Here is a 21,128-nt window from a genome sequence, read left to right as displayed (position 1 = left end):
TAATAATCAGCACTTAAATTGTATATCTTAACCAAGAGCTATTTTCCTGATAATTGTCGATAACCTGAATTTGTGAATTGCGGTGGAACGATCCCATTAATTGCAGGATTTCCTGATGAAGCATTTCAATACCACCATCAATCAAATCTTTATGGAACCCTTCGTCGCCCAATTTATGCACCATGTCCATTGAAATTACACGGCCCATGATTTGTCCCAGTTCAACCAGTTTGCGCTGTGGTAATTGAAAGTCCAATTTGAAATTGAAAAGTTCTTTCAACTGATCCGCCGAGCGGCTGGTAAGCGGGTTTGATTTCATGAAATCGAAGAGATTAGACTCTTTCAGTCGTTTCATTTGTTTCAATATACCTTCCGAGATTTGAGCGTATAAAATATCATTCGAACCTTCGAAAATCTGGAACGGACGGCTGTCGACGATACCACGTCCGGCTACGTGGCTGTTGCGATATGCTTTGGCGCCAACCAATTGAGTAACCGATTGAGCGGCTTGTTGCATTAAGTCGGTGATGACCGATTTTACAGCGTTCGCTTCAATGCCAATTCCGGTGAGGTCTTTATCCAGGCCTGCATTCTTTGCGCTGTTGGCACACATGGCCGAACAAACGGTAAAAGAAGCCTGCAGTTTTGAAAGACGTTCCTGAACCTGATCGTAATTGAACAAGCTTTTTCCGCCTACTAAACGTTGCTTACAGTGATTTAATCCTTCGTCCAACATGCGGTGGATGAAGCCCATTCCCATTCCCGGGAATTGCATCCGGCTGCGGTGAAGCAGGTCGAGCATCATTTTAACACCCGTTGAATGAGGTGTCAGTTTATGTGTTTTTGGAATGCTGACATCAATGTGGTTACGACCGTAAGGAATTTGGTACAATCCCAGGTTGTCGTAAAACTCTTCAACTTTAATTGACTGACCGGGCTGAGTTACATCGCAAATAAAGAAATCGATATCGCGTTGCAGGTCGCCTTTGGCGGTTTGCTGACGGGCAGTCAACAACCAGAATTCGGCCCATCCGGTTAATCCGGCCCAGTGTTTTTTACCCGATAAATTATAATGGTCTTCGTCCTCGGTAAATAAAGTCTGCATGTTTAAGGCATCGCTGCCATAGTCGGGCTCAGTAATCATTAAGCCGCCCATGGTTTTGTTTTCCAAAAAGCGTTTAAATACCGGAGCTTTTGCTTCGTGCGAAGCATATTTGGCAACCGGTTGCAGGAACAGTGCAGAATTTATACCGAAGGTTAAAGACAGTGCTAATGACTCGTATGACGCAGTCTCCAAAAGGGCCAGGTTCTCACGCATAACCGCACCGCGGCCACCGTATTCTACCGGAATACCAATGGAAAGCGGATTCGTATCCATAATTTCACGCAACACAAATGGCGGAAGTCCGCGTTGTTGTGCATATTGATTGATGTCGCCACGCAGGTGGAAAACCTGCTGCATCTTTTCTTTCAATTTCGATAAAAATTCCTGGATCGGTTCTGTGGTCTGACTAGCAATTTCTTTCTTCAGGGTGGTAGCTTTTAAAATAGTTTCATTCATGTTTTTAATGTCAAGATAAAAAGGTGAAAATATCCTTCACCAGTACCGAAACATATACGATCAAATATTGTTTTGAAAAAATCGATATTTAGATAGTCTGTAATTATGTGTTGTAGAAAGAATTAGAAGACAATTCAGTCTTTATTTATTACTGCTTAGACTTACGGGTGTGCGTGGATAAACTGATTCCGGTAGCTCAACGGGCTATGTCCGGTGTTTTTTTTGAAGCAGCGGTTGAAGTTCGACAGGTTGTTGAACCCACTTGTGAACCCGATTTCAGAAACGCTCATTTTATTTTCCTGGAGTAACTTACAGGCATAACCAACACGCATTTCGTTGATGAGCTGAATGAAGGATTTACCCGTCTTTTCTTTAAAATACCGGCAAAAGGCAGTTGGATTCATCCCGATTTCAGCGGCAATATCCTCCAGCTTTAATTGTCGGCGGTAATTCGAATTCATGAGAAACATGATTTTGTCCATGCGGTTGCCACTCCAATTCTGCAAATCGGGTTGGTAGCTTTTGCTTGCCAAAAGCCGGTAGTTCCCTTTTTTTGCCAACTCATTTAAAAGAGACAGAAAAGCGATGGTGAGTTCAAAACCTTTCAGTTTCAGGAGTCGACGGAATTTTTTATCGAGTTGCGCCGCTGTTGTTGATGAAAAGTGGATTCCTCGTTTGGCATCCTGTAGCAGTTTTTTTAGACTCGAGAACTCCGGATGTTCTTCCAGTTGCTGGCTGAAAAAGTCAGCCGGGAAATGAATCACAAGCGCATTCACCTTATAATTTGGGTCATTTTGGAAGAATACTTCATCGTTCTTCCAGAAATGGGGCAGTTTAGGGCCTAACAGAACCAGGTCGCCATCCGTAAAATCTTCAGCATGGTCGGCGACAAATCGCTTTCCAAAGCTTTTAATGACATAAACCAATTCGTATTCGGTATGAAAATGCCAGGGAAAAGTGAAATGAGGAAAATCGTCCCACTTAATATTGAGTGAATTATTTCCTGTGAAACTCACTTTCTCGTGCATGATTTTCATGGTCGTATTTAAATTTTTCGTAAAGATAGTATAAGATTGTGCAAAAAAAATACTGATTTCGAGTGTTGCTTTTGTGTAGTTTTGGGTGAACGACAATTAACTGTAAAGGATGAACAATTTTAGTATCGAAGGTCAGGTAGCAGTTGTTACCGGAGGCACCGGTGTACTCGGTGGAAGTATTTCAAAAAGCTTGCTTGAGGCTGGGGCACGTGTGGTTGTTCTGGGGCGGCAGGAAGAAAAGTTACAAAATTTTGTGGCCGATTTTTCAGGAAATGAAAACCTGGTTGGTTTTGCATGTGACGTTTTAGACGAAAAGCGTGTTACCGAAGTTCGCGATCTTATTTTGGCGAAATGGGGGCAAATCAATATCCTGATCAATGTGGCAGGCGGAAATATCCCCGGAGCTACGCTGCGGGAGGATCAAACTATTTTCGACCTTAAAATCGATGATTACAAAAAAGTGACGGAGTTGAATATGGATGGGACAATTGTTCCGAGTCTTATTCTTGGAGAAGTGATTGCTAAAAGCGGCAAAGGAAGTATTATCAATATCTCGTCGATGGCAACCTATTCCGCTATTACAAGGGTGATGGGGTATTCGGTTGCAAAGACAGGGATCAATATTTTTACGCAATGGATGGCGATGGAAATGGCCATGAAATTTGGTGACAAAGTTCGGGTGAATGCGATTGCCCCAGGCTTTTTTATTGGCGACCAAAACAGGGCGGTGTTGATTAATCCGGATGGTTCGTATACCGATCGAAGTAAAAAAGTATTGGCTAAAACACCGATGGGACGTTTTGGTGATATTAGCGAACTAAATGGCTTGGTGCAGTTTCTTTGTTCCGATGCAGCTAGTTTCATCACCGGCACAATTATTCCGGTCGACGGAGGATTTAGCTCTTTTAGTGGGGTGTAGAGGTGAGTACCCCGAAATTTGAAACATGTAATATAGAGAAGTATGGGCTTGGAGAAAACATGGCGTTGGTTTGGTGAAAAAGATTCGGTGAGTTTGGCCGACTTAAAACAAATGGGTATTGAAGGTGTGGTTACTGCTTTGCACCACATTCCGAACGGTGAACTTTGGCCGGTTGAAGAGATACTGAAGGTGAAATCTCAGATTGAAGCGCATGGTATGCGCTGGAGTGTTGTGGAAAGTTTACCGGTTTCGGAAGGAATAAAAACCCACAACGAGGACTATCCACGGTTGATCGAAAATTACCGGGAATCAATCCGCAGTCTCGGGAAATGTGGAATCGACCGGGTTTGCTATAATTTTATGCCGGTAATTGACTGGGTACGAACCGACCTTCATTATAAACTGGATGACGGTGGTGAAGTCATGTTTTTCGATTTCCCAACTTTTGTGGCTTTCGATGCGTTCATTTTGAAACGTCCCGGTGCTGAGCAGGATTATCCGGCGGGAATTGTCGAAAAGGCTCGCCGGTTGATGGTTGAAATGAGCGATGAGGAAAAGGAGAAACTTGCCTATAATACCATTGTTGTCACGCAAGGTTTCATTGATGGTGTGGTGGATGGTTCTGCTCCGGATTATAAAAAGCTGTTTCTTGATTTTATCAATACTTATCGTGAAATTGATGCTGATCGGTTGCGTGAGCATCTGCGCTTGTTTTTGCAGGATGTGATTCCGGTTGCTGAAGAATATGGTGTGAAGTTATGCATTCATCCTGATGATCCGCCATTTCCTGTTTTGGGCCTCCCGCGTATTGTCAGCACCCAGGCCGATCTGGAATGGATTTGCAATCAGTACGATTCAGTGTCGAACGGTGTAACTTTTTGCACAGGCTCTTTATCAGTGAACCGGAATAATGATTTGCCGGCCATTGTCAAATCAATTGGAGATCGCATTCACTTTACTCATTTGCGAAATAACATTTTTCTACCCGATGGCTGTTTTCACGAGTCTGGGCATATTTATGGCGATGTTGATTTGTTCCCGATCATGAAGGCTTTGTTGGAGGAGCAAAAAAGAAGGTCCGCGGAAGGGCGCGAAGATGTACGCATTCCTGTTCGTCCTGATCATGGCATCAAGATGTTGGATGATTACGGCAAATCGGCAAACCCGGGTTATCCGTTGATTGGTCGTTTGAAAGGATTGGCTGAATTGAGTGGCCTGGAAATGGGAATAGAAAGAATGATGGAATAATTGCTCAATAAAGTTTACTAAGCAGTACTTTAATTATATGGCGACTTGTCTCGTGTGCTTTGTCCCACAGACTGGCTCGTGGTCCGGCTACGTTTAGGGTTTCAACCTGGTAGGCTTCCAAAAAATCAATCAGGTCTTCCATGGTGCGGTCGATGAAAAAAGGCGAAAGCTCGAAAATAAATACGGGGCGACCAATTTGTTTGGCGTAGTTTGCGGTAAGCAAAGTTCCACCGGTTAACTTTCCATCGTAAATAATTAGTGTCGCTTCCGACTCAACAATATTTCGTCGGGTGCGGTCGTCGTAATAGGGAGATTGTAGCTCGATCATCGGGTAGCGAGGCGGAATTGGGCCATCCTCGGCAGCTCTGCCAGCCGGGCACCAACCACCGCAGGGGAACTCAAGTTCCAGACAAGCATCCAATGCACCGCGATCAACCCCGGTTTGTCCGCCACTTATGATGATCTGCAATCCCATCAACTCATTTTTGAATCAAAAAATTCTTGGCTTGCATCAAGTCTTGCGGTGTATCTATGCCGATACTTTCGAACTTGGTTTCTGCAATTTTTATACGGTATCCGTTTTCAAGCCAGCGAAGTTGCTCCAGCGATTCTGCCAATTCCAATGGAGAAGGAGTCAATTGGGTGATTTTCGGCAAAACATCAGCACGATAAGCGTACATTCCCAGGTGGGCAAAAAAGCGGTGAGCGTTCAGCCAGTCTTTTTGTTCTTTTCCCCGAATGTAGGGGATGGTAGATCGGCTAAAAAGTTGCGCATAATAGTCTTTGTTGAATACAACCTTGGGACGGTTCGGATTGAACAGTACCTCGTCGCTGTCAATTTCTTTAACCAAGGTCGCAATTTCCGTATTCGGATCTTCGAAGCATTTTTTCAACGCATCAAGTTGAGGTTCGCAAACAAAAGGCTCGTCACCCTGAATGTTGATGATCACATCAAAATCAATCGACTTTGAAATGACTTTTGCTGCTTCGGCGCAACGATCGGTTCCACTTGGATGATCAGCTCGGGTCATGATGTATTTACCGCCGAAGTCTTCAACTGTTTTTGCTATTCGTTCGTCGTCGGTTGCCACCCACACTTGTTCGACACTTTTTTGTACATTTTCATAAACGTGCCGAATAATGGGTTTGTCGGCTAAAAGAGCCAACGGCTTACCGGGAAAACGGGTCGACTGGTAACGTGCAGGTATGATGGCGATGAATTTCATAGCTAAAAATCTGGTTAATAAAGATGTTTTTGTCTGATATGTAATTTATTAGCCTGTTTGTGCGTTATGCAAAAGTAATAATTTAAGTCATTGTAATCTTTTACTGGAAAATTTATCAGAAAAAGTGGTTTGGAATTTAGGCTTAAATAGTTCTGGTTGTCATGAAATAAAATTTAGTAAATTAATTGTAGATGTGAAACTTATCAGCTATTTTCAGCCACTAATTCTCATAGTGTAGCGTGCGTAATTCTAAAATTGCCGGAAAAATTTCGATGTATGAAAAAAATTCTTGTCGCTGAAGATAATAAACTTATCCTCGAGACGATAAACCATAAATTGATTAGGGATGGATATGATGTGGTGAAAGTGCTTGATGGAAAGGAATGTCTTTCATATTTAAAAGAAAATTCTGTTGACCTCCTGATTACAGATTTATATATGCCTTATGTAAATGGCCATGAGGTGATCAATATTGTGCGGAATGATCTGAACTTAACGATGCCTATTTTGGTACTTTCGGCTGATGGTGCTGAAGATACGGTTTTGAAAGCTTTTGATTTGGGAGCAGATGATTACGTGATCAAACCATTTAGCTTGAGTGAATTGACAATTCGAATCCGAAAACTACTCAAGTAAATGAAAAAACTCAGTTTACTCTTTTTGTTCTTACTTTTCGGAATACTGCCATTTTCAGCCTTTGCACAAGAGAAAATGAAGGCAGATTCGTTGTATTATGTGGCGCGTCAATATTCCATTGACGGGAAATATGATGAGTCGATACAATTGTCTGAAAAGATTCTTGAACAATACCCGGCATATTATGATGTTCGAATTTTAATGGCCCGAACTTATGCCTGGCAAAATGATTATGAAAGTGCTGTGAAAAACATTTCACAGGTCATCGAAGAAGATCCCCGAAATTACGATGCATATAATGCTTTAGTCGATTTCTATTTCTGGAGTGGTGATAACCGCGCTTCACTGGCAACTGTAGACAGAGCGTTGGAATATTATCCGGAAGATGCCAACCTTCTTACTAAAAAAGCGAAAGTCCAACTGGCTGATGACAATGTGAGCGATGCGCGCCATACGATTGATCAGTTGGAAGAACTGGACCCGGAAAATGAATCTCTTTCGATTCTGAAAAAGGGGGCGGGGCTGCTTTACTCCAACATTGTTCGGCTGGAACATTATTACGATACATTTAATAAACCCTACGAGCGCAACTGGCATATGAGTTCGGTTGGTTATGGGCGACGCACGTCTTTTGGAGATTATTATGCGAAAGTGTATGTCGGAGATATGATTCAGGATGGCGAATCCTTATATAGTGATGGTGTTGGAAAGCAATTTGCTTTGGAGTGCTATCCGAAAATCGACGACTACAATTCGATGTATGTGAATTATGCCTGGTCGCCTGATGCAATTTTCCCGCAACATCGCGCAGGACTCGAATATTACCATGTCTTTAGGAATCGTATTGAATTGTCGGCCGGCTATCGTTTCATGAATTATTCGAAAGACCTTCCGGAGAATGTCAATGTACATATCATTACCGGATCGCTGGCAAAATATATGGGTAAGTTTTGGCTTTCATTTCGACCCTATTTTGTGTTTAGTGAATCGGAATCATCCGATGTTTTCTTACTGACCGGACGCTACTATTTACCCAAGGACGAAAGCTATCTTGGGTTGATGCTCGGCACTGGTGTTTCGCCCGATAATCCTTACTTTTATACAAGTGGTGAAGCTATACCCGATTTACAATCGTGGAGAGTGGAAATGGAGTGGAAACAAAAGCTCAGCAGTTTCCTGTTGTTTGAGCTGCAAGGGGGGTACGAAAATGCTGAATATACCGTCGGCGAACGTCGCAATCAGTTAAGCTTAAGAACGTCAATCTCAATCTTGTTTTAGCAATGCAAAAGAAAATAATCATCTGCTTTTTATTTCTGATGCTTGCCGGAACGTTTCCAGGCTTCAGCCAGGAAACCGCGCTCACGGAACCCGCCGGCAGCGAGAAAGCGAATTTGAGTGAAAGGAAGTTGTCGAAGTCTGATTCGTTAAATGCTCAGAAAACAGAAGCTTTTAAAGATCGTGTTGCTGAGTACGTCAGTGCCCGAGCTGATAAAATTCCACATCATACGTTTTGGGATCGGACAACACAATTTTTTCACGATGTTTTATATCGCGCCAGTGAAACACTATTTCCGGCATCCTGGAAAGGGTTTATTCAGTCCGTTATCGATATAATTTTCGAGATTCCATTGCTGATTATTCTGCTGCTGCTGAGTTGCACTTTCATCATTAATGTGACCATCGTGACAATCATTATTGTTATTGTCAGCTATTTTAAACGAGCACGTGAAGCTTATAAAGAAACTTTGAATACTCGTTTTGAAGATATTTTGACGAAGTACCTTTTTTACGATGTTAGTTTGGACGATGTATTGATCGAATTGCGTCAGGTGAAAACGAATTTGGGGCGAGATCTCCTCCTTGATATCTTCTTTAATTATCATCGAAACCTTTCTGGCGAATACCGCGACCGGATTCTTGAATTGTACAATCGCATGGAATTGTTTAAGATTTCGGAAAAACGGACTCGTTCGATGCACACCTATAAACGCGTGAAAGGAATCAGGGAGTTGGCCAATATGTATCCCTCAGGTGCCAAAAATTTAATCCTGAAATATGTGACCGATAAAAACAGTACGGTACGCAGCGAAGCTCAAATTGCATATGCACATCTCGATGAAGACACTTCATTCAGTTTTCTCGATAATTTGGATCAGAAACTGTCAACCTGGGTGCAATTAAATATTTTGAACTATGTGAAACTGCATGAACGGAATGTGCCTTCGTTTCACAAATGGATTGATTCGCCAAATAAAGATGTGCAGGATTTCTCTATTCGGATGATGAACTATTTTCAGCAAAATGAGAATGCCGAATATTTAATTCCCAAACTGGATCATCCCGATGAACAAACGCGCAGCTACGTCTATCAGACCATTCGGCATTTGAGTTTGTTTGAAGGAAAAGAACCAGCCAAAGCAAAGTATGAAGATGAATCGATGGCCAATAAGGTTGAAATTCTTAAAGTTGTTCGTGATTTAGGAGACGAGCAGGATTTTAGCTTTTTGATTGGTGTTTTGAAAGGTGAAATTGTACCGTTAAAGGTGTATGCTTGTGAAGCTTTTTACCGGATGGGAGATTCGGGGAAGGCATTTCTGAAGGATTACAGTGAAACTGAAGATTTTGATTTGAAGAGATTTATTGAACACATTAAAGACCAACGAAACTAATGGATATCATAGCTAAAATAATTTCGTTCTGGGTTGAGTCCTTTATTTTTTACTATACAGTAGCTATCTTTTTAGTTTACTTCGTGTTGGCCATTATATCGGCGTTTGTGTTGAGGCGTTTTTACTTAAACGGGAAAATAGCCGATCACAACGAGGTGTTGTCTTCTCCTTTTGCGCCATCGATTTCGATTTTAGCCCCGGCCTTCAACGAATCGTTGAATATTGTTGAGAACATCAAGGCCTTGTTGGCCTTGCATTATACCAACTTCGAAGTTGTTGTGATCAATGACGGAAGTGGCGATGATACCCTGCAGACGGCAATTGAAGCTTTCGACTTGGAGAAGGTCCATTATGTGGTTGATGAGCGGATCTTTTGTTCCGAGATCAGGGGAGTTTACAAATCGCGGAAGCGAGCGCTGAATAACCTGACCATTGTTGACAAAGTGAATGGAGGGAAAGCCGACGCGTTGAATGCCGGATTGAATATTGCCAAAGGAAAATATTTTATCGCGATTGATGCAGATTCGATCATCGATCCGCACGCGCTTCAGAAAATGGTAAAGCCCTTCCTCGAAGAAAGTGACAAGCAGGTTATTGCAACCGGAGGAGTGATCCGAATCGCCAACTCATGCGAGATTGTTGATGGTCACCTGGTCAATATTAAGCTTCCGGATAAAATTTTGCCTTTGTTTCAGGTGCTCGAATACAACCGGGCTTTCTTGTTGGGGCGTTTAGCCTGGAGTAAGTTGAATGGTCTGCTGATCATTTCGGGTGCGCTGGGCTTGTTTGACAAGGAGATTGTGATTGCTTGCGGCGGTTACCACCGATATACTGTTGGTGAAGATATGGAGTTGGTTGTGCGCATGCGCCGTTATATGACGGATAACAATAAGCCATATCGGGTTGAATATTTGCCGGATCCGTTGTGCTGGACTGAAGCTCCCGGTAATCTGAATGTTCTGATTCGTCAGCGAAATCGTTGGACGCGCGGAACAATCGAAACGCTTTTTTCACATTGGAATGTTTTCCTGAATCCTAAATACGGGATGATGGGCTTGGTCTCTCATCCGTTTTGGGTGATGTTTGAATGGATGGCTCCAATTGTCGAGTTATTCGGGATCGTTTATTTTGTCACCATTGCGCTTTTGGGCTTTGCAAACTGGCCGTATTTCTTTGTGACACTGTTCTTTGTTTACTTCTTTTCCATTTCGTTCACCAGCTATGCCATTTTGTACGACCATATTGCCTTCTTTAGATACAAGAGCTGGAAGATGGTTTTCAGACAATTGGCTGCAGCATTGGTCGAACCGTTTTTCTTTCACCCTTTAATTTTATATGCTGCGATCAAAGGAAACTTCGACTACTTCGTATTGCGGAAACGTTCGTGGGGAAATATGGCTCGGGTAGGACTGGCGAATACCAACAAAAAGAAAAAGCAAGAAGAGAAAGTTATTCCAAATGTCAAAGTGCCATAATTTAAAGGCCGACTGAGAAACAGATTGTTGACCGATTGAATTACACAAAAGATATCGAAACGAGATAAAAAAAGTCTGCAAGCTTAGTTTGCAGACTTTTTTTATCTCGGAAGTTTGTGTTCTTCTGGTGTTAATACTTCACCAGTTTTTGGGTGAAACGTTTACCGTTGACGTTGAAACTGACATTATATACTCCGGGAAGCTGACCACTTAGGTCGATTGTAGCATCGTTGTTCAACTCTTCGATCTGTTTGACGATCAATCCGGTCGAGCTTGATACCTTGATGTTCGAGATTTCATTTCCGTCTGTGAAGTTGATCTGGAACTGTCCTGGAGTCGGGTTTGGGTAAACAATCACAGCTGTTTCTGCAATTGGGCTGCTGGCTGAGGTGCCACTCGTATTTAGGGTGATGGTAACGGTTACCAGACGACTGTAGGCCTCTCCGTCAGTTGCATAGTACATAAATTGATCGGTTCCGCTGGCTGTTTCGTAAGGTTCGTAAGCGAACGATCCATCGGGGTGAACATACAGATTACCCTGCATGGTTGTGTAGCCATCCGGAATAACGACTTCCATGTTTTTACTGTCGAAGTCCATGTCATTCGCCAATAATCCGTTTGCCGCATCAATCTCAATATATTCTCCAACGTTCACTTCATACGCATCGCAATTGGCAACAGGGGAACTGTTGAACTGCCCCAGCTTGTCTTCGATATACAAGGCTGATTCCTTCAATCTTTCCAACGGAGGATTGTTGATCAAATCCAGCGGTTCCCAGTCATTCCAGGTATAGCGGTCGGTTTGGAATGTTTCATTGTTGTGTACAACAGTGACGGCAATCCCGGTCGAAGTTGTATCTCTGGCGAGTACATTAATTTCGCCACCAATATATTCAGAGGTGTAATGGGTTACTTTTTTGTGCGATGGATCTCTGAAATTCAGGAGAGTCCATGGCAGGTTAATGGATATGCTGTCCGAATTCCAGTAGACCGGATCAAGTGAACCGTAGGGGTTGCTACTTGGGCTAATTTTTATTCGGCCGATATATTGAATGTCATTCTTGGAGTAATTTACTTTCCAGCGAACCAGGTTCCATCCTGAACCATCGGTGACTTGCGAAACAATCGTATCCAGACGATCCAACAGTTTAATGCCATAGGTGTCGTATGCTTCTGTTACGTATAGGTTCGCAACGCTATCTTTCAGATCGACTTGAAGTGCAAACTCTGCACGCAGCGTCTGTCCGTTATCAGTAATACTTTCTCCGTTTGGCAAGATCGACTCACCGAGCTCGGGAGCATACGTGTCTAATGCTACCCAATATTCACCATCGGTAATGTCGTTGCTGGTGTTCGACCGAATGTCGACTCTGAAATAGCTCGGATCGGCAGATGCCGTCACTTTACGAATCGTTGCGCTCGACGGATAACTGCCAATTACTTCCTTTTTACTTTGTGGAGCTTCGAAACTGACCACCCCGAAATTTTGTTCCGGATTCGTTACATTGTGCCAAACATACCGGCGTGTTTCATCTGACAAGGGGTTTGTAATCCAGGCCTGCTTGAACCATTCGTCGATCCACGAAAATTGCATGCCACCGGCTAAACCGGCTTCTTCAATATTTTCCAACATTCGAATGGTGTAGATTCCCTGCTGCTTTTCGGTGATTCCGCCATGATGCATGTTGCTTTGTGCTAGATGTGCAATTCCCCAGCTGGTGGGTACACCAAATTCGGCGACAACAAGCGGAATATTCTCGTAATGCGATTTAAGGTCATAAAGATATCCGAGGTAGCTGTTTGGCCCGTAGCTGTCGGAGTAAGTTGTGTATTCCGGTTGGTCGCTCATGAAATCGGGGTAGTAAGGATAAGCATGGTACGAAACAAAAAAGCCGGCCGGAGCATTGCTTCCGTCTACTTTTGATAAATCAACCGATTCCCGGTCTTCCAATCCTTCGTAGCGATCAGATTCGGTTGGGTGGGTTAGCGGGTCAAGGGTTGGCCAGCTGGAAAAGCAAATCGGACGCTGCGTGGCATATTGTTGGTATTCGTAAGCAATGGTTTTATTCATTCGGGCACAAATCCAGGCTTCAGCAGCGGTGCTGTTACTAATGGATAGAAAATCACCAGCGAAGGAATTGTCGCTGTGGCTGTCGTTGGTAACGGTGATTTCGCCCGGAAAAACCTCCCGGCCGATGATGTAGCCAATAACCCAAGGTGAGACGTCGTCGGTGAAAGTGCCGTATGCTTTCCCAAAGCGCGCGCCGAGGGTTGCATTCCCATGTACACAGTTGACTACTTCTTCGATTTCAGTTTCGAAAGAGCTGGTTTTGTTATACAGATCGAGATCGCTTTCCGGTTCTTCGAGCCAGATTCCCTGAAACAGCAGAATGGGGCTTTGCGGATGAGCTAAATTGTAATTTCTCAACTCCTCATAAAAACGAGGATAGTGCAAAGTGTAGGTCCGGATGTTATTGTACCCGATCTCCTTTATTTGCTCAAACCATCGAGCATATTGTTCAGAACTTGCAGCCAGTTCACCCGGCAATGTTCCCGGAACAGATATCCCCAGGTTGATTCCTTTCAGGAAAAGTTTGGTGTAATCTTTTCCGTCCCAAATAGAAAAATAATCTCCCTTTGCCTTAAAAGGAGTGGTTGTATTCGAAGCACAAGTGCTTAATTCTGCCCAGTTGATTTCCTTTTGTTTAGCATACACGTTTGACTTTGTGATGAATACAAAAAGGCACAGCAAGGCAATAGCAGGTAAATCTCGTATCATTAAAAATAGTTTTGAGTTAAGCGCATTTCTAAACCGGTTTCAGGGAGCCAATTTATTAATAAATATTGGTATAGTAACAAAATTTAACTTGAACTGGTTGAGTAGTTTCTTCCTGATTATGCTTAAAATTATAACTTTGCTGAATTAAATCGGAAACTGAAAAATGGACATTCAGGAAATAAAGCAACGATTCGGAATTATTGGGAATTCTCCGGACTTGAACCGCGCTATTGAAGTGGCTATTCAGGTCGCTCCTACAGACCTTTCGGTATTGATTACCGGGGAAAGTGGAACGGGTAAAGAGTCGTTCCCTCAAATTATACATCAATTCTCGGCCCGCAAACACGGCAAGTATGTTGCAGTGAACTGTGGTGCGATCCCGGAAGGAACAATCGATTCGGAATTGTTTGGTCACGAGAAAGGTGCCTTTACCGGTGCTTTGGCCGATCGGAAAGGATATTTTGAAGAAGCAGACGCCGGAACGATATTTCTGGATGAGATTGGTGAGTTACCTTTGTCAACTCAGGTGCGTTTGTTGCGTGTGCTTGAAGCCGGGGAGTTCATGAAAGTTGGTTCTTCCAAGGTTTTGAAGACCAATGTTCGTGTGGTTGCTGCGACAAATGTTGATATTCCTACAGCAATTGAAGGTGGTAAATTTCGGGAAGATTTATATTACCGTTTAAATACTGTTCCGATTCGGGTGATTCCTCTGCGCGATCGCCGGGAAGATATCTTCTTGCTGTTTCGTAAGTTTGCGATGGATTTTGCTGAGCGTTACCGGATGCCTCCGGTCCGGTTGGATGATGATGCCCGTCATGTGCTTGAAACCTACCACTGGCCGGGTAATGTGCGGCAATTGAAGAATATAACCGAACAGATTTCCATCATCGAACAGGAACGGAACATTACCGGAGATTCAATGCGTGGTTATTTGCCATTGGGCGGAGCTCCGCAATTACCTGCTCTTTACCAGGGGCGCGGAGTTGACGAAAAGACCTTCAACTCGGAACGGGAAATTTTGTACCAGGTGCTGTTCGATATGAAGAAGGATATGCACGACCTGAAGAAACTGGTATTTGATATGATGCATGATCAGGCGCCTTCGTCGGAAGTGCGCGCGGAACACGCGCAGATCATCCGTGACTTGTATGATAAGGAGCCGTCGGCATCTTATGTTCCCGAGCCCAAAGTAAGCAAAACGGTATCTTACGATCATCGTGTTGAACGGGATGATATTCAGGATACGGAAGAATTTGTCGAAGAATCGCTTTCGCTGGAAGATAAAGAGATTGAATTAATCCGTAAGGCTTTAGATAAACATAAAGGAAAACGAAAATATGCCGCCCAGGAATTGGGGATCTCCGAACGGACCTTGTACCGGAAAATTAAAGAGTATGAAATTGAATAAGTTAAAGTTTCTTTTTACCCTTGCCTTTGTGCTAGTGCTTGCAGTTCCGGTTTTTCAGGGATGTAAAATTTCTTATTCGTTTACCGGTGCTTCCATTGCACCATCGGTAAAAACGTTTACGGTTTATTACATTCCAAACCGTGCCCGTTTAATAAACCCGAACCTGAGTCAGCAGTTGACCGAAGCTTTGCAGGATAAACTGACCAGGCAAACATCGCTGAGTTTGCTGGAAGACAGTGGCGACCTGGAGTTTGAAGGAACAATTACCGGCTACGATATCCGTCCGATGAACATTAAGGAAGGGGATACTGCGGCTCAGAACCGATTGACTGTAACTGTTAAGATTAAATATACCAACAACAAAAACCACGATGACGACTGGGAAAAATCCTTTTCGTCCTATGTCGATTATGACAGTACTCAGTTACTGAGCGACGTGGAGGAGAGTTTGATGGAAGAGGTCTTGGAACAGTTAACCGATGATATTTTTAACGCATCAATTGCAAACTGGTAATGCTGGCTGCCGATTTTCATAAGCTACTGAAGTCTCCGGAACAGTTGAACGAAGGAACACTGCCGATGCTGAAAGAGTTGGTTGAACGAAAACCTGCCTTTCAGTTGGGATGGATGTTGCTGTTGAAAAACTTGAAAGTGTTAGGCTCTCCGGAGTTTGATAGCTATTTGGGAAGAGGTGCTTTTTACATTGCCGACCGACGGAAACTGTACCATTTTCTGATGACCGAAAGTATATCTGCAGAAGGGGAAATGGACCAATTGGCCAACGAATATTTATCCACCGGGTCTTATCAAATAGAGCAAGAACAGGCGCCGGAAGAGACCTTGTCGGACTTGGTGAAATCGTTGCGTAAAAAGGCGTCTTTAGCAAGAGAAACAAAGGATGAGCAAGATGCCAAAGCCAAGGAAAGAGTGGAGTCTCCTGAATTTGTAACCGAGACACTTGCGAAGATCTACACCCAGCAGGGAATGTATAAACAGGCTATTTTAGCTTACGAAAAATTAAGTTTGAAATATCCGGAAAAAAATATTTACTTTGCCGGTCGAATTGAAGAAGTAAAAAAATTAACGAACTAAAATAAAGGCTAATGTATACGCTGATCACTGTTTTAATTTTTATCGCCTGTGTGCTTTTGATCCTGATTGTATTGGTACAAAATTCAAAAGGCGGCGGTTTAGCAAGTAATTTTCAGTCGACAAACCAAATTATGGGGGTTCGCAAAACCAACGACTTTTTAGAGAAAGCGACCTGGGTGTTAGCAGCAGCCTTGTTGATTTTATCGGTTGCCGGTAGTGCATTTATTCCTCACGGTAGCGATCGTGTAAACGAGTCGGCTATCAAAAACCAGGTGGAGCAAGCGGTTGATCCAAGTGCTGTTCCAAATTTCCCGACTGCTGTTCCTGATGATGCTGCTCAACCAGCAGACTCAGCCAACTAAGAAAAAATTACCAGACAAAATATTGAAGGCTTGTTCCAATAGGAGCAAGCCTTTTTTGTTTCTCCGCATGACTGGTTTCAAACGCTGAATACAAGTTCCTTTCGATTCCCTGTCAGCCTGTCAGAAGAAATGGCAGGATTTGGCAATCCTATTTTGCTTGTTCTGTCTTGGTTTTCACCTGTCAAGCTTAAATGAAGATCAAAAAACTGCCAAGTTTTCGCCTTGACGAAGGGTGGCCGACTTTGGCATAACTTTGGATAGATAGGTGTGTCAAATAAAAAATAATGTTTAACTAAAATAATTTGAAGAAATGGCAGAATTAAAAGGTAAAATCCTTGCAGGTAAAATTCTTGTTCAACCGCAGGAAGCAGAAACAAAAACAGCAAGCGGAATTATCATTCCTGATTCAGCAAAAGAAAAACCACAAGCTGGTACAGTGGTTTTAGTTGGAGCTGCTAAAAAAGACGAAGCAATGGAAGTATCTGTTGGCGACACTGTTTTCTATGGCAAGTACTCAGGTACTGAATTGAATATCGACGGAACCGCCTACCTGTTGATGTCACAAACAGATGTATTATACATCGCCTAATTATTTAGTAATACAACTTAAAAGCAATAAAAATGGCTAAAGAAATTAAATTCAATATTGAAGCAAGAGATCAACTGAAGAAAGGTGTTGACAAATTGGCCGACGCCGTAAAAGTAACTTTAGGACCTAAAGGACGCAACGTTGTTATCGAAAAGAAATTCGGTGCGCCACAAATTACAAAAGACGGTGTTACAGTAGCCAAAGAAATAGATTTGTCTGATGCTTACGAAAACATCGGTGCTCAAATGGTGAAAGAAGTTGCCAGCAAAACAGGTGACGACGCAGGTGACGGTACAACTACAGCAACCGTATTGGCCCAGTCAATCATTAACGTAGGTTTGAAAAACGTAACTGCCGGTGCAAACCCAATGGATTTGAAACGCGGTATCGACAAAGCCGTTGCAAAAGTTGTTGAAGCGATCAAAGGACAATCTCAAAACATCGGTGACGACTTCAATAAAATTAAATCGGTAGCAAAAGTTTCTGCAAACGGCGACGAAACAATCGGCGCGTTAATTGCAGAAGCCATGGAAAAGGTAAAAACGGAAGGTGTTATCACTGTTGAAGAAGCCAAAGGAACCGATACTTACGTTGACGTTGTTGAAGGTATGCAATTCGACCGTGGTTATATTTCTCCCTACTTTGTAACCAACACCGAAAAAATGGCTGCTGAATTGGATCACCCATTCATCTTGATCCACGATAAGAAAATCAGCACCATGAAAGATTTGCTTCCTGTATTGGAACAAACGGCTCAAACCGGTCGTCCGTTGATGATCGTTGCTGAAGATGTTGACGGTGAAGCATTGGCTACATTGGTGGTTAACCGCCTGCGTGGTTCATTGAAAGTGTGTGCTGTAAAAGCGCCCGGTTTCGGCGACCGTCGGAAAGAAATGTTGGAAGACCTGGCTGTATTGACTGGTGGTACCGTGATTACCGAAGAAAAAGGTATGAAACTGGAAGATACTTCAATTGATATGTTGGGTGTTGCTGAAAAAATCACTGTTGACAAAGAAAATACAACTGTTGTTGCCGGTGCCGGCGATCAAGCTCAGATTGATGCTCGTGTTGGCATGATCAAACAACAAATCGAATCAACAACTTCAGACTACGACCGCGAAAAGCTACAGGAACGTTTGGCTAAATTGGCCGGCGGTGTTGCTGTATTGTATGTTGGTGCTGCTTCGGAAGTAGAAATGAAAGAAAAGAAAGACCGTGTTGACGATGCATTGAGCGCAACCCGTGCAGCTGTTGAAGAAGGTATCGTTCCTGGTGGTGGTGTGATGTACATCCGTGCTATTGCATCTTTGGAAGGATTGACCGGCGACAACGATGACGAAACAACCGGTATCGAGATCATTAAACGTGCCATCGAAGAGCCATTGCGTCAGATTGTAGCTAACGCAGGTAAAGAAGGTGCTGTTGTGGTTCAGAAAGTAAAAGAAGGAACCGGCGATTTCGGTTACAACGCTCGCGTTGACGAATACCAAAACTTACTGGAAACAGGTGTTATCGACCCTGCAAAAGTGACACGTGTAGCGCTGGAAAATGCGGCGTCAATCGCAGGTATGTTCCTGACTACCGAATGTGTTCTGGTTGACGAAAAAGAAGAACATGCAGCTCCGATGCCTCCAATGGGTGGCGGTATGGGCGGCATGATGTAATCCGCTCCGAATAAGACCAAATAGACAAGAGGCTTTCCGAAAGGGGAGCCTCTTGTGTTGTTTATCGCCTGCGCGTTCAGGTTGAATGCTGAATCAGGCCAGTGGCGGGCAACAACGGGGCTGTTAAATTTTAACAGCGCAGCCGCAAGCTTGCAGGAAGCCTGTTAAAATTTAAGATGTGCCCTGCAACATGTTTTGGAGGCTGTTAAAGCTTAAGAACCTCCGCGCAGGTTTGCAGGAGCCCTGTTAAATTTTAAGAAGTGTCCTGCAGCATGTTTTGGTGCCGGTTAAAATTTAACCGGCTTCCTGCAGAGTCGTTAGACTGAATTGTGTTTCGGGTTTACTTCCGGAACTTAAACGGTAGGGTGTAATAAAGCGAATAGGTAAAATCGAGGGCCACGCCGCTTTCCGATTTGCCGTATCCCGGGGTAAAATAAACCGGCGGGATATCAAAGTCTTTTTGAGCCAATATAAACTTAGTGCGGATACTCCAGCCCATGTAAAAGTTGTTGAAAATTTCGCCTTTCAAGCCCAGCACAACTTCCATCCAATGTGTGCTGAAGTTTTGTTTCGGGAACGAGCCGGTTGTGTCTCCCCAATAGCCGTCGAAATAGTACTCGTTCACGGTTTGGCTGGCTACGGCAAATGCATAACGAAGGCCAACATAAAAGATGTCTCGCTCATCAGCGCTTTCGGTGGCCAGCATGTTGTAGTCAATCCCCAAACGCATGTAGGAGCCCGAAGCCTCGTAGTCCACATAATCGTGCGCCATTTTCAGCTTTTCCCAACCCAGTTCGGTTACTGCATACAGGTTTGGCTTAACCTCAATATCGCCGCTAAATTCAGATCCGTAACGATCGCCTTTGGTCCATAAATTTTGAAACGGACGGGTGAAATCTACTCCCAGCCTGATTCCGGGCATGTGAATAAAATTGTCCGTTCGTTTGGGCATTTTTTTCTTTTCCTGCTCCTGTGCCCAGCTAGTTAGCGTCAGTATAAGCAGTGCTATCGTTAAGGTATAGTTGAATATTTTCATGCCAGATCGAAATTACTAGGGTGTCAATCAAACTAATGGAGTCAATTTTATTCAGGCTGCAGCTAACCGATTGCAGGTAATGTTCGTAATAGAAGCCTGATTCCATCGACTCGTAAACCAGTTTCGTGTTGTAATTAAGCGTAATGGTGTCGGCTACCGAATCCATTAAAACAACGAAGGTTGAAGGGCCGTTCTCACTGAGCGGTAGCAGAAACGACGATGAGTTTTGTCCGTCAATCCAAATACTGTCTTGCTGTAATCCCCGGGCACTTATTAAGGTACTTTCTGAGCCTTTGGTTCCGATGTTGTATAAATTCAGCTGAACCTGCGACTGTGGAGGGCGGTCGTAGACCTCTTTACAAGCAGCCGCAATCAGCAGGATGAAAATGAATTGAAAAAACTGTTTCATGCAATTTGATTATGAGCAGCTAAAGTAATCATATTCTGATGGAATTTTGACCAACAATTTGAACTTTCTCGGTCTTATTTGCGCAGCGGTTCCGGATGAATTGTCGCGACCATATTAAATTTTGCCAGGATCATCCCTTCAATTTGCGTACAAATGTTGTGCACCTCTTCCAGGGGCATTTCTGCCGGAAGTTTGATGTGGCAACTCAGTTCGTTGTGGTCGCCGTAGCGGTGCTGGTGAAAGTGATGAATATAAACTTCCCGCTGCAGCAGCAGGTAAACTTCTTTGGTGATCGCCTCAATATCGTCGGGGTAAGCATCTTCGCCAAGCAGCGATTTAATTTCCTGCGACAGAATTTCAAAACTGGCGTACGCAATCATTAACGCGACAACAAGGGCAAGCACACCGTCGATCCACCAGAAATATTTTCCGAGAAGGATACCAACTAAAATAATAACCGACGAAAGGGAGTCGGTACGATGATGCCAAGCATCGGCTTTCAGGATGGACGATCCGGTTTTGCGGTAAGCATAAAGCGCATATTGCGCCATTGCTTCTTTGATAACGATCGATGCGATTGTCACAACAATGGCGATTGTTCCAAAATTCCCCGATTGGCGCGAAACCAGTTTCTCGTATGCCGAAATGGTGAAGTCAAAAGCGACTATTGCGAGTAAGACACCGATAATAATGGCTGCAATATGCTCAGCTCTCCCGTGTCCGAATGGGTGATCGTCGTCAGCCGGTTTTCGCGAGAGTCGTCCTCCGATCAGAACAATAACAGACGAGACAGAGTCAGTCAGCGTGTGCCAGGCATCAGCGATCAGGGCGATGGAGCCGGAAACAATCCCCGCCCAATACTTCAGGAAGAACAGCAGGGTATTGGCAATGATTGAGACCCATCCCTCGCGGATAATATATTTGTGTTTGGAACTTTTCATCGGGATAAAATAAGCAAATAGCGTCTTATAAAACAAAAAGTATTGTCATTCTCGTCACTTTTTAGGTTGAATAAAAT

Annotated in this window: 20 protein-coding genes; 12 read left to right on the top strand and 8 right to left on the bottom strand. The window is 43.5% G+C overall.

The features are described from left to right. Positions 1-13 precede the first annotated feature (13 nt). Together GJV22_RS04435 and GJV22_RS04430 are read right to left on the bottom strand one after the other, a co-directional pair. Positions 14-1,561: an acyl-CoA dehydrogenase family protein gene (locus GJV22_RS04435; protein WP_163709251.1), complete on the bottom strand. Its 1,548-nt coding sequence runs from the start codon at positions 1,559-1,561 to the stop codon at positions 14-16. A 161-nt stretch (positions 1,562-1,722) separates the two neighbouring features. Further along, positions 1,723-2,598 carry an AraC family transcriptional regulator gene (locus tag GJV22_RS04430; RefSeq protein WP_163709248.1) on the bottom strand — a complete coding sequence of 292 codons (876 nt, stop codon included), beginning with the start codon at positions 2,596-2,598 and terminating at the stop codon, positions 1,723-1,725. 109 nt (positions 2,599-2,707) lie between these two features. On the opposite strand from GJV22_RS04430, the gene GJV22_RS04425 reads away from it, so the two are divergent. Then, the gene (locus GJV22_RS04425; protein WP_163709246.1) at positions 2,708-3,517 is read left to right on the top strand and encodes an SDR family oxidoreductase; all 810 of its coding nucleotides are present in this window, start codon (positions 2,708-2,710) and stop codon (positions 3,515-3,517) included. Positions 3,518-3,559: 42 nt separating this feature from the next. Next, entirely contained in the window at positions 3,560-4,765 is a 1,206-nt protein-coding gene (gene uxuA, locus GJV22_RS04420) for a mannonate dehydratase (protein WP_163709242.1), read from the top strand. A 4-nt stretch (positions 4,766-4,769) separates the two neighbouring features. Here the strand turns inward: uxuA and GJV22_RS04415 are convergent, their stop codons facing one another. Continuing rightward, the gene (locus GJV22_RS04415; protein WP_163709239.1) at positions 4,770-5,240 is read right to left on the bottom strand and encodes a putative molybdenum carrier protein; all 471 of its coding nucleotides are present in this window, start codon (positions 5,238-5,240) and stop codon (positions 4,770-4,772) included. Between the two features lie 4 nt (positions 5,241-5,244). After that, positions 5,245-5,991 (bottom strand): 3-deoxy-manno-octulosonate cytidylyltransferase, encoded by a 747-nt coding sequence (gene kdsB, locus GJV22_RS04410; RefSeq protein WP_163709237.1) that lies wholly within the window; start codon positions 5,989-5,991, stop codon positions 5,245-5,247. Between the two features lie 276 nt (positions 5,992-6,267). Between kdsB and GJV22_RS04405 the strand changes: the two genes are divergently transcribed. From GJV22_RS04405 to GJV22_RS04390, 4 genes are read left to right on the top strand one after another with little or no spacing between them, the layout of a single operon-like run. Further along, a complete protein-coding gene (locus GJV22_RS04405) occupies positions 6,268-6,627 on the top strand; it encodes a response regulator transcription factor (RefSeq protein ID WP_163709234.1) in 360 nt (119 codons plus the stop codon). Continuing rightward, positions 6,628-7,905: a YaiO family outer membrane beta-barrel protein gene (locus tag GJV22_RS04400; RefSeq protein ID WP_163709231.1), complete on the top strand. Its 1,278-nt coding sequence runs from the start codon at positions 6,628-6,630 to the stop codon at positions 7,903-7,905. Between the two features lie 2 nt (positions 7,906-7,907). Further along, positions 7,908-9,296, top strand: coding sequence for a HEAT repeat domain-containing protein (locus GJV22_RS04395; protein WP_163709227.1), 1,389 nt, complete (start codon positions 7,908-7,910; stop codon positions 9,294-9,296). After that, positions 9,296-10,771, top strand: a complete 1,476-nt coding sequence (locus tag GJV22_RS04390) for a glycosyltransferase family 2 protein (protein WP_163709224.1) — start codon at positions 9,296-9,298, stop codon at positions 10,769-10,771. Before GJV22_RS04395 ends, GJV22_RS04390 begins: the two co-directional genes overlap by 1 nt. A 130-nt stretch (positions 10,772-10,901) precedes the next feature. Here the strand turns inward: GJV22_RS04390 and GJV22_RS04385 are convergent, their stop codons facing one another. Beyond that, on the bottom strand, positions 10,902-13,550 hold the full coding sequence (locus tag GJV22_RS04385) for an Ig-like domain-containing protein (protein ID WP_163709221.1): 2,649 nt from the start codon (positions 13,548-13,550) through the stop codon (positions 10,902-10,904). Between the two features lie 163 nt (positions 13,551-13,713). On the opposite strand from GJV22_RS04385, the gene GJV22_RS04380 reads away from it, so the two are divergent. The 6 genes from GJV22_RS04380 (at position 13,714) to groL (ending at position 18,665) form a co-directional block, all read left to right on the top strand. Further along, the gene (locus GJV22_RS04380; protein ID WP_163709218.1) at positions 13,714-14,958 is read left to right on the top strand and encodes a sigma-54 interaction domain-containing protein; all 1,245 of its coding nucleotides are present in this window, start codon (positions 13,714-13,716) and stop codon (positions 14,956-14,958) included. Continuing rightward, a complete protein-coding gene (locus tag GJV22_RS04375; protein ID WP_163709214.1) occupies positions 14,945-15,472 on the top strand; it encodes an LptE family protein in 528 nt (175 codons plus the stop codon). Before GJV22_RS04380 ends, GJV22_RS04375 begins: the two co-directional genes overlap by 14 nt. After that, positions 15,472-16,050 (top strand): hypothetical protein, encoded by a 579-nt coding sequence (locus GJV22_RS04370; RefSeq protein WP_163709209.1) that lies wholly within the window; start codon positions 15,472-15,474, stop codon positions 16,048-16,050. The genes GJV22_RS04375 and GJV22_RS04370 overlap by 1 nt, the downstream gene beginning before the upstream one ends. An 11-nt stretch (positions 16,051-16,061) precedes the next feature. Next, on the top strand, positions 16,062-16,412 hold the full coding sequence (gene secG, locus GJV22_RS04365; RefSeq protein ID WP_163709207.1) for a preprotein translocase subunit SecG: 351 nt from the start codon (positions 16,062-16,064) through the stop codon (positions 16,410-16,412). Positions 16,413-16,722: 310 nt separating this feature from the next. Then, on the top strand, positions 16,723-17,001 hold the full coding sequence (locus GJV22_RS04360) for a co-chaperone GroES (protein ID WP_163709204.1): 279 nt from the start codon (positions 16,723-16,725) through the stop codon (positions 16,999-17,001). Positions 17,002-17,033: 32 nt separating this feature from the next. Next, positions 17,034-18,665 (top strand): chaperonin GroEL, encoded by a 1,632-nt coding sequence (gene groL, locus GJV22_RS04355; protein WP_163709201.1) that lies wholly within the window; start codon positions 17,034-17,036, stop codon positions 18,663-18,665. Positions 18,666-19,005: 340 nt separating this feature from the next. On the opposite strand, the gene GJV22_RS04350 is transcribed toward groL, so the two are convergent. The 3 genes from GJV22_RS04350 to GJV22_RS04340 form a co-directional block, all read right to left on the bottom strand. Beyond that, positions 19,006-19,701, bottom strand: coding sequence for a DUF6048 family protein (locus tag GJV22_RS04350; protein WP_163709198.1), 696 nt, complete (start codon positions 19,699-19,701; stop codon positions 19,006-19,008). Continuing rightward, a complete protein-coding gene (locus GJV22_RS04345; RefSeq protein ID WP_163709195.1) occupies positions 19,646-20,110 on the bottom strand; it encodes a DUF6452 family protein in 465 nt (154 codons plus the stop codon). Before GJV22_RS04345 ends, GJV22_RS04350 begins: the two co-directional genes overlap by 56 nt. A 74-nt stretch (positions 20,111-20,184) precedes the next feature. Then, entirely contained in the window at positions 20,185-21,051 is an 867-nt protein-coding gene (locus tag GJV22_RS04340) for a cation diffusion facilitator family transporter (protein ID WP_163709192.1), read from the bottom strand. Positions 21,052-21,128: the final 77 nt, after the last annotated feature.

Origin of the sequence: Mangrovibacterium lignilyticum, from assembly GCF_010882175.1 — a bacterium.
Taxonomy (GTDB): domain Bacteria; phylum Bacteroidota; class Bacteroidia; order Bacteroidales; family Prolixibacteraceae; genus Mangrovibacterium; species Mangrovibacterium lignilyticum.
Note: the sequence above shows the minus strand (reverse complement) of the source record. Positions and strands in the feature narration are given on the sequence as shown.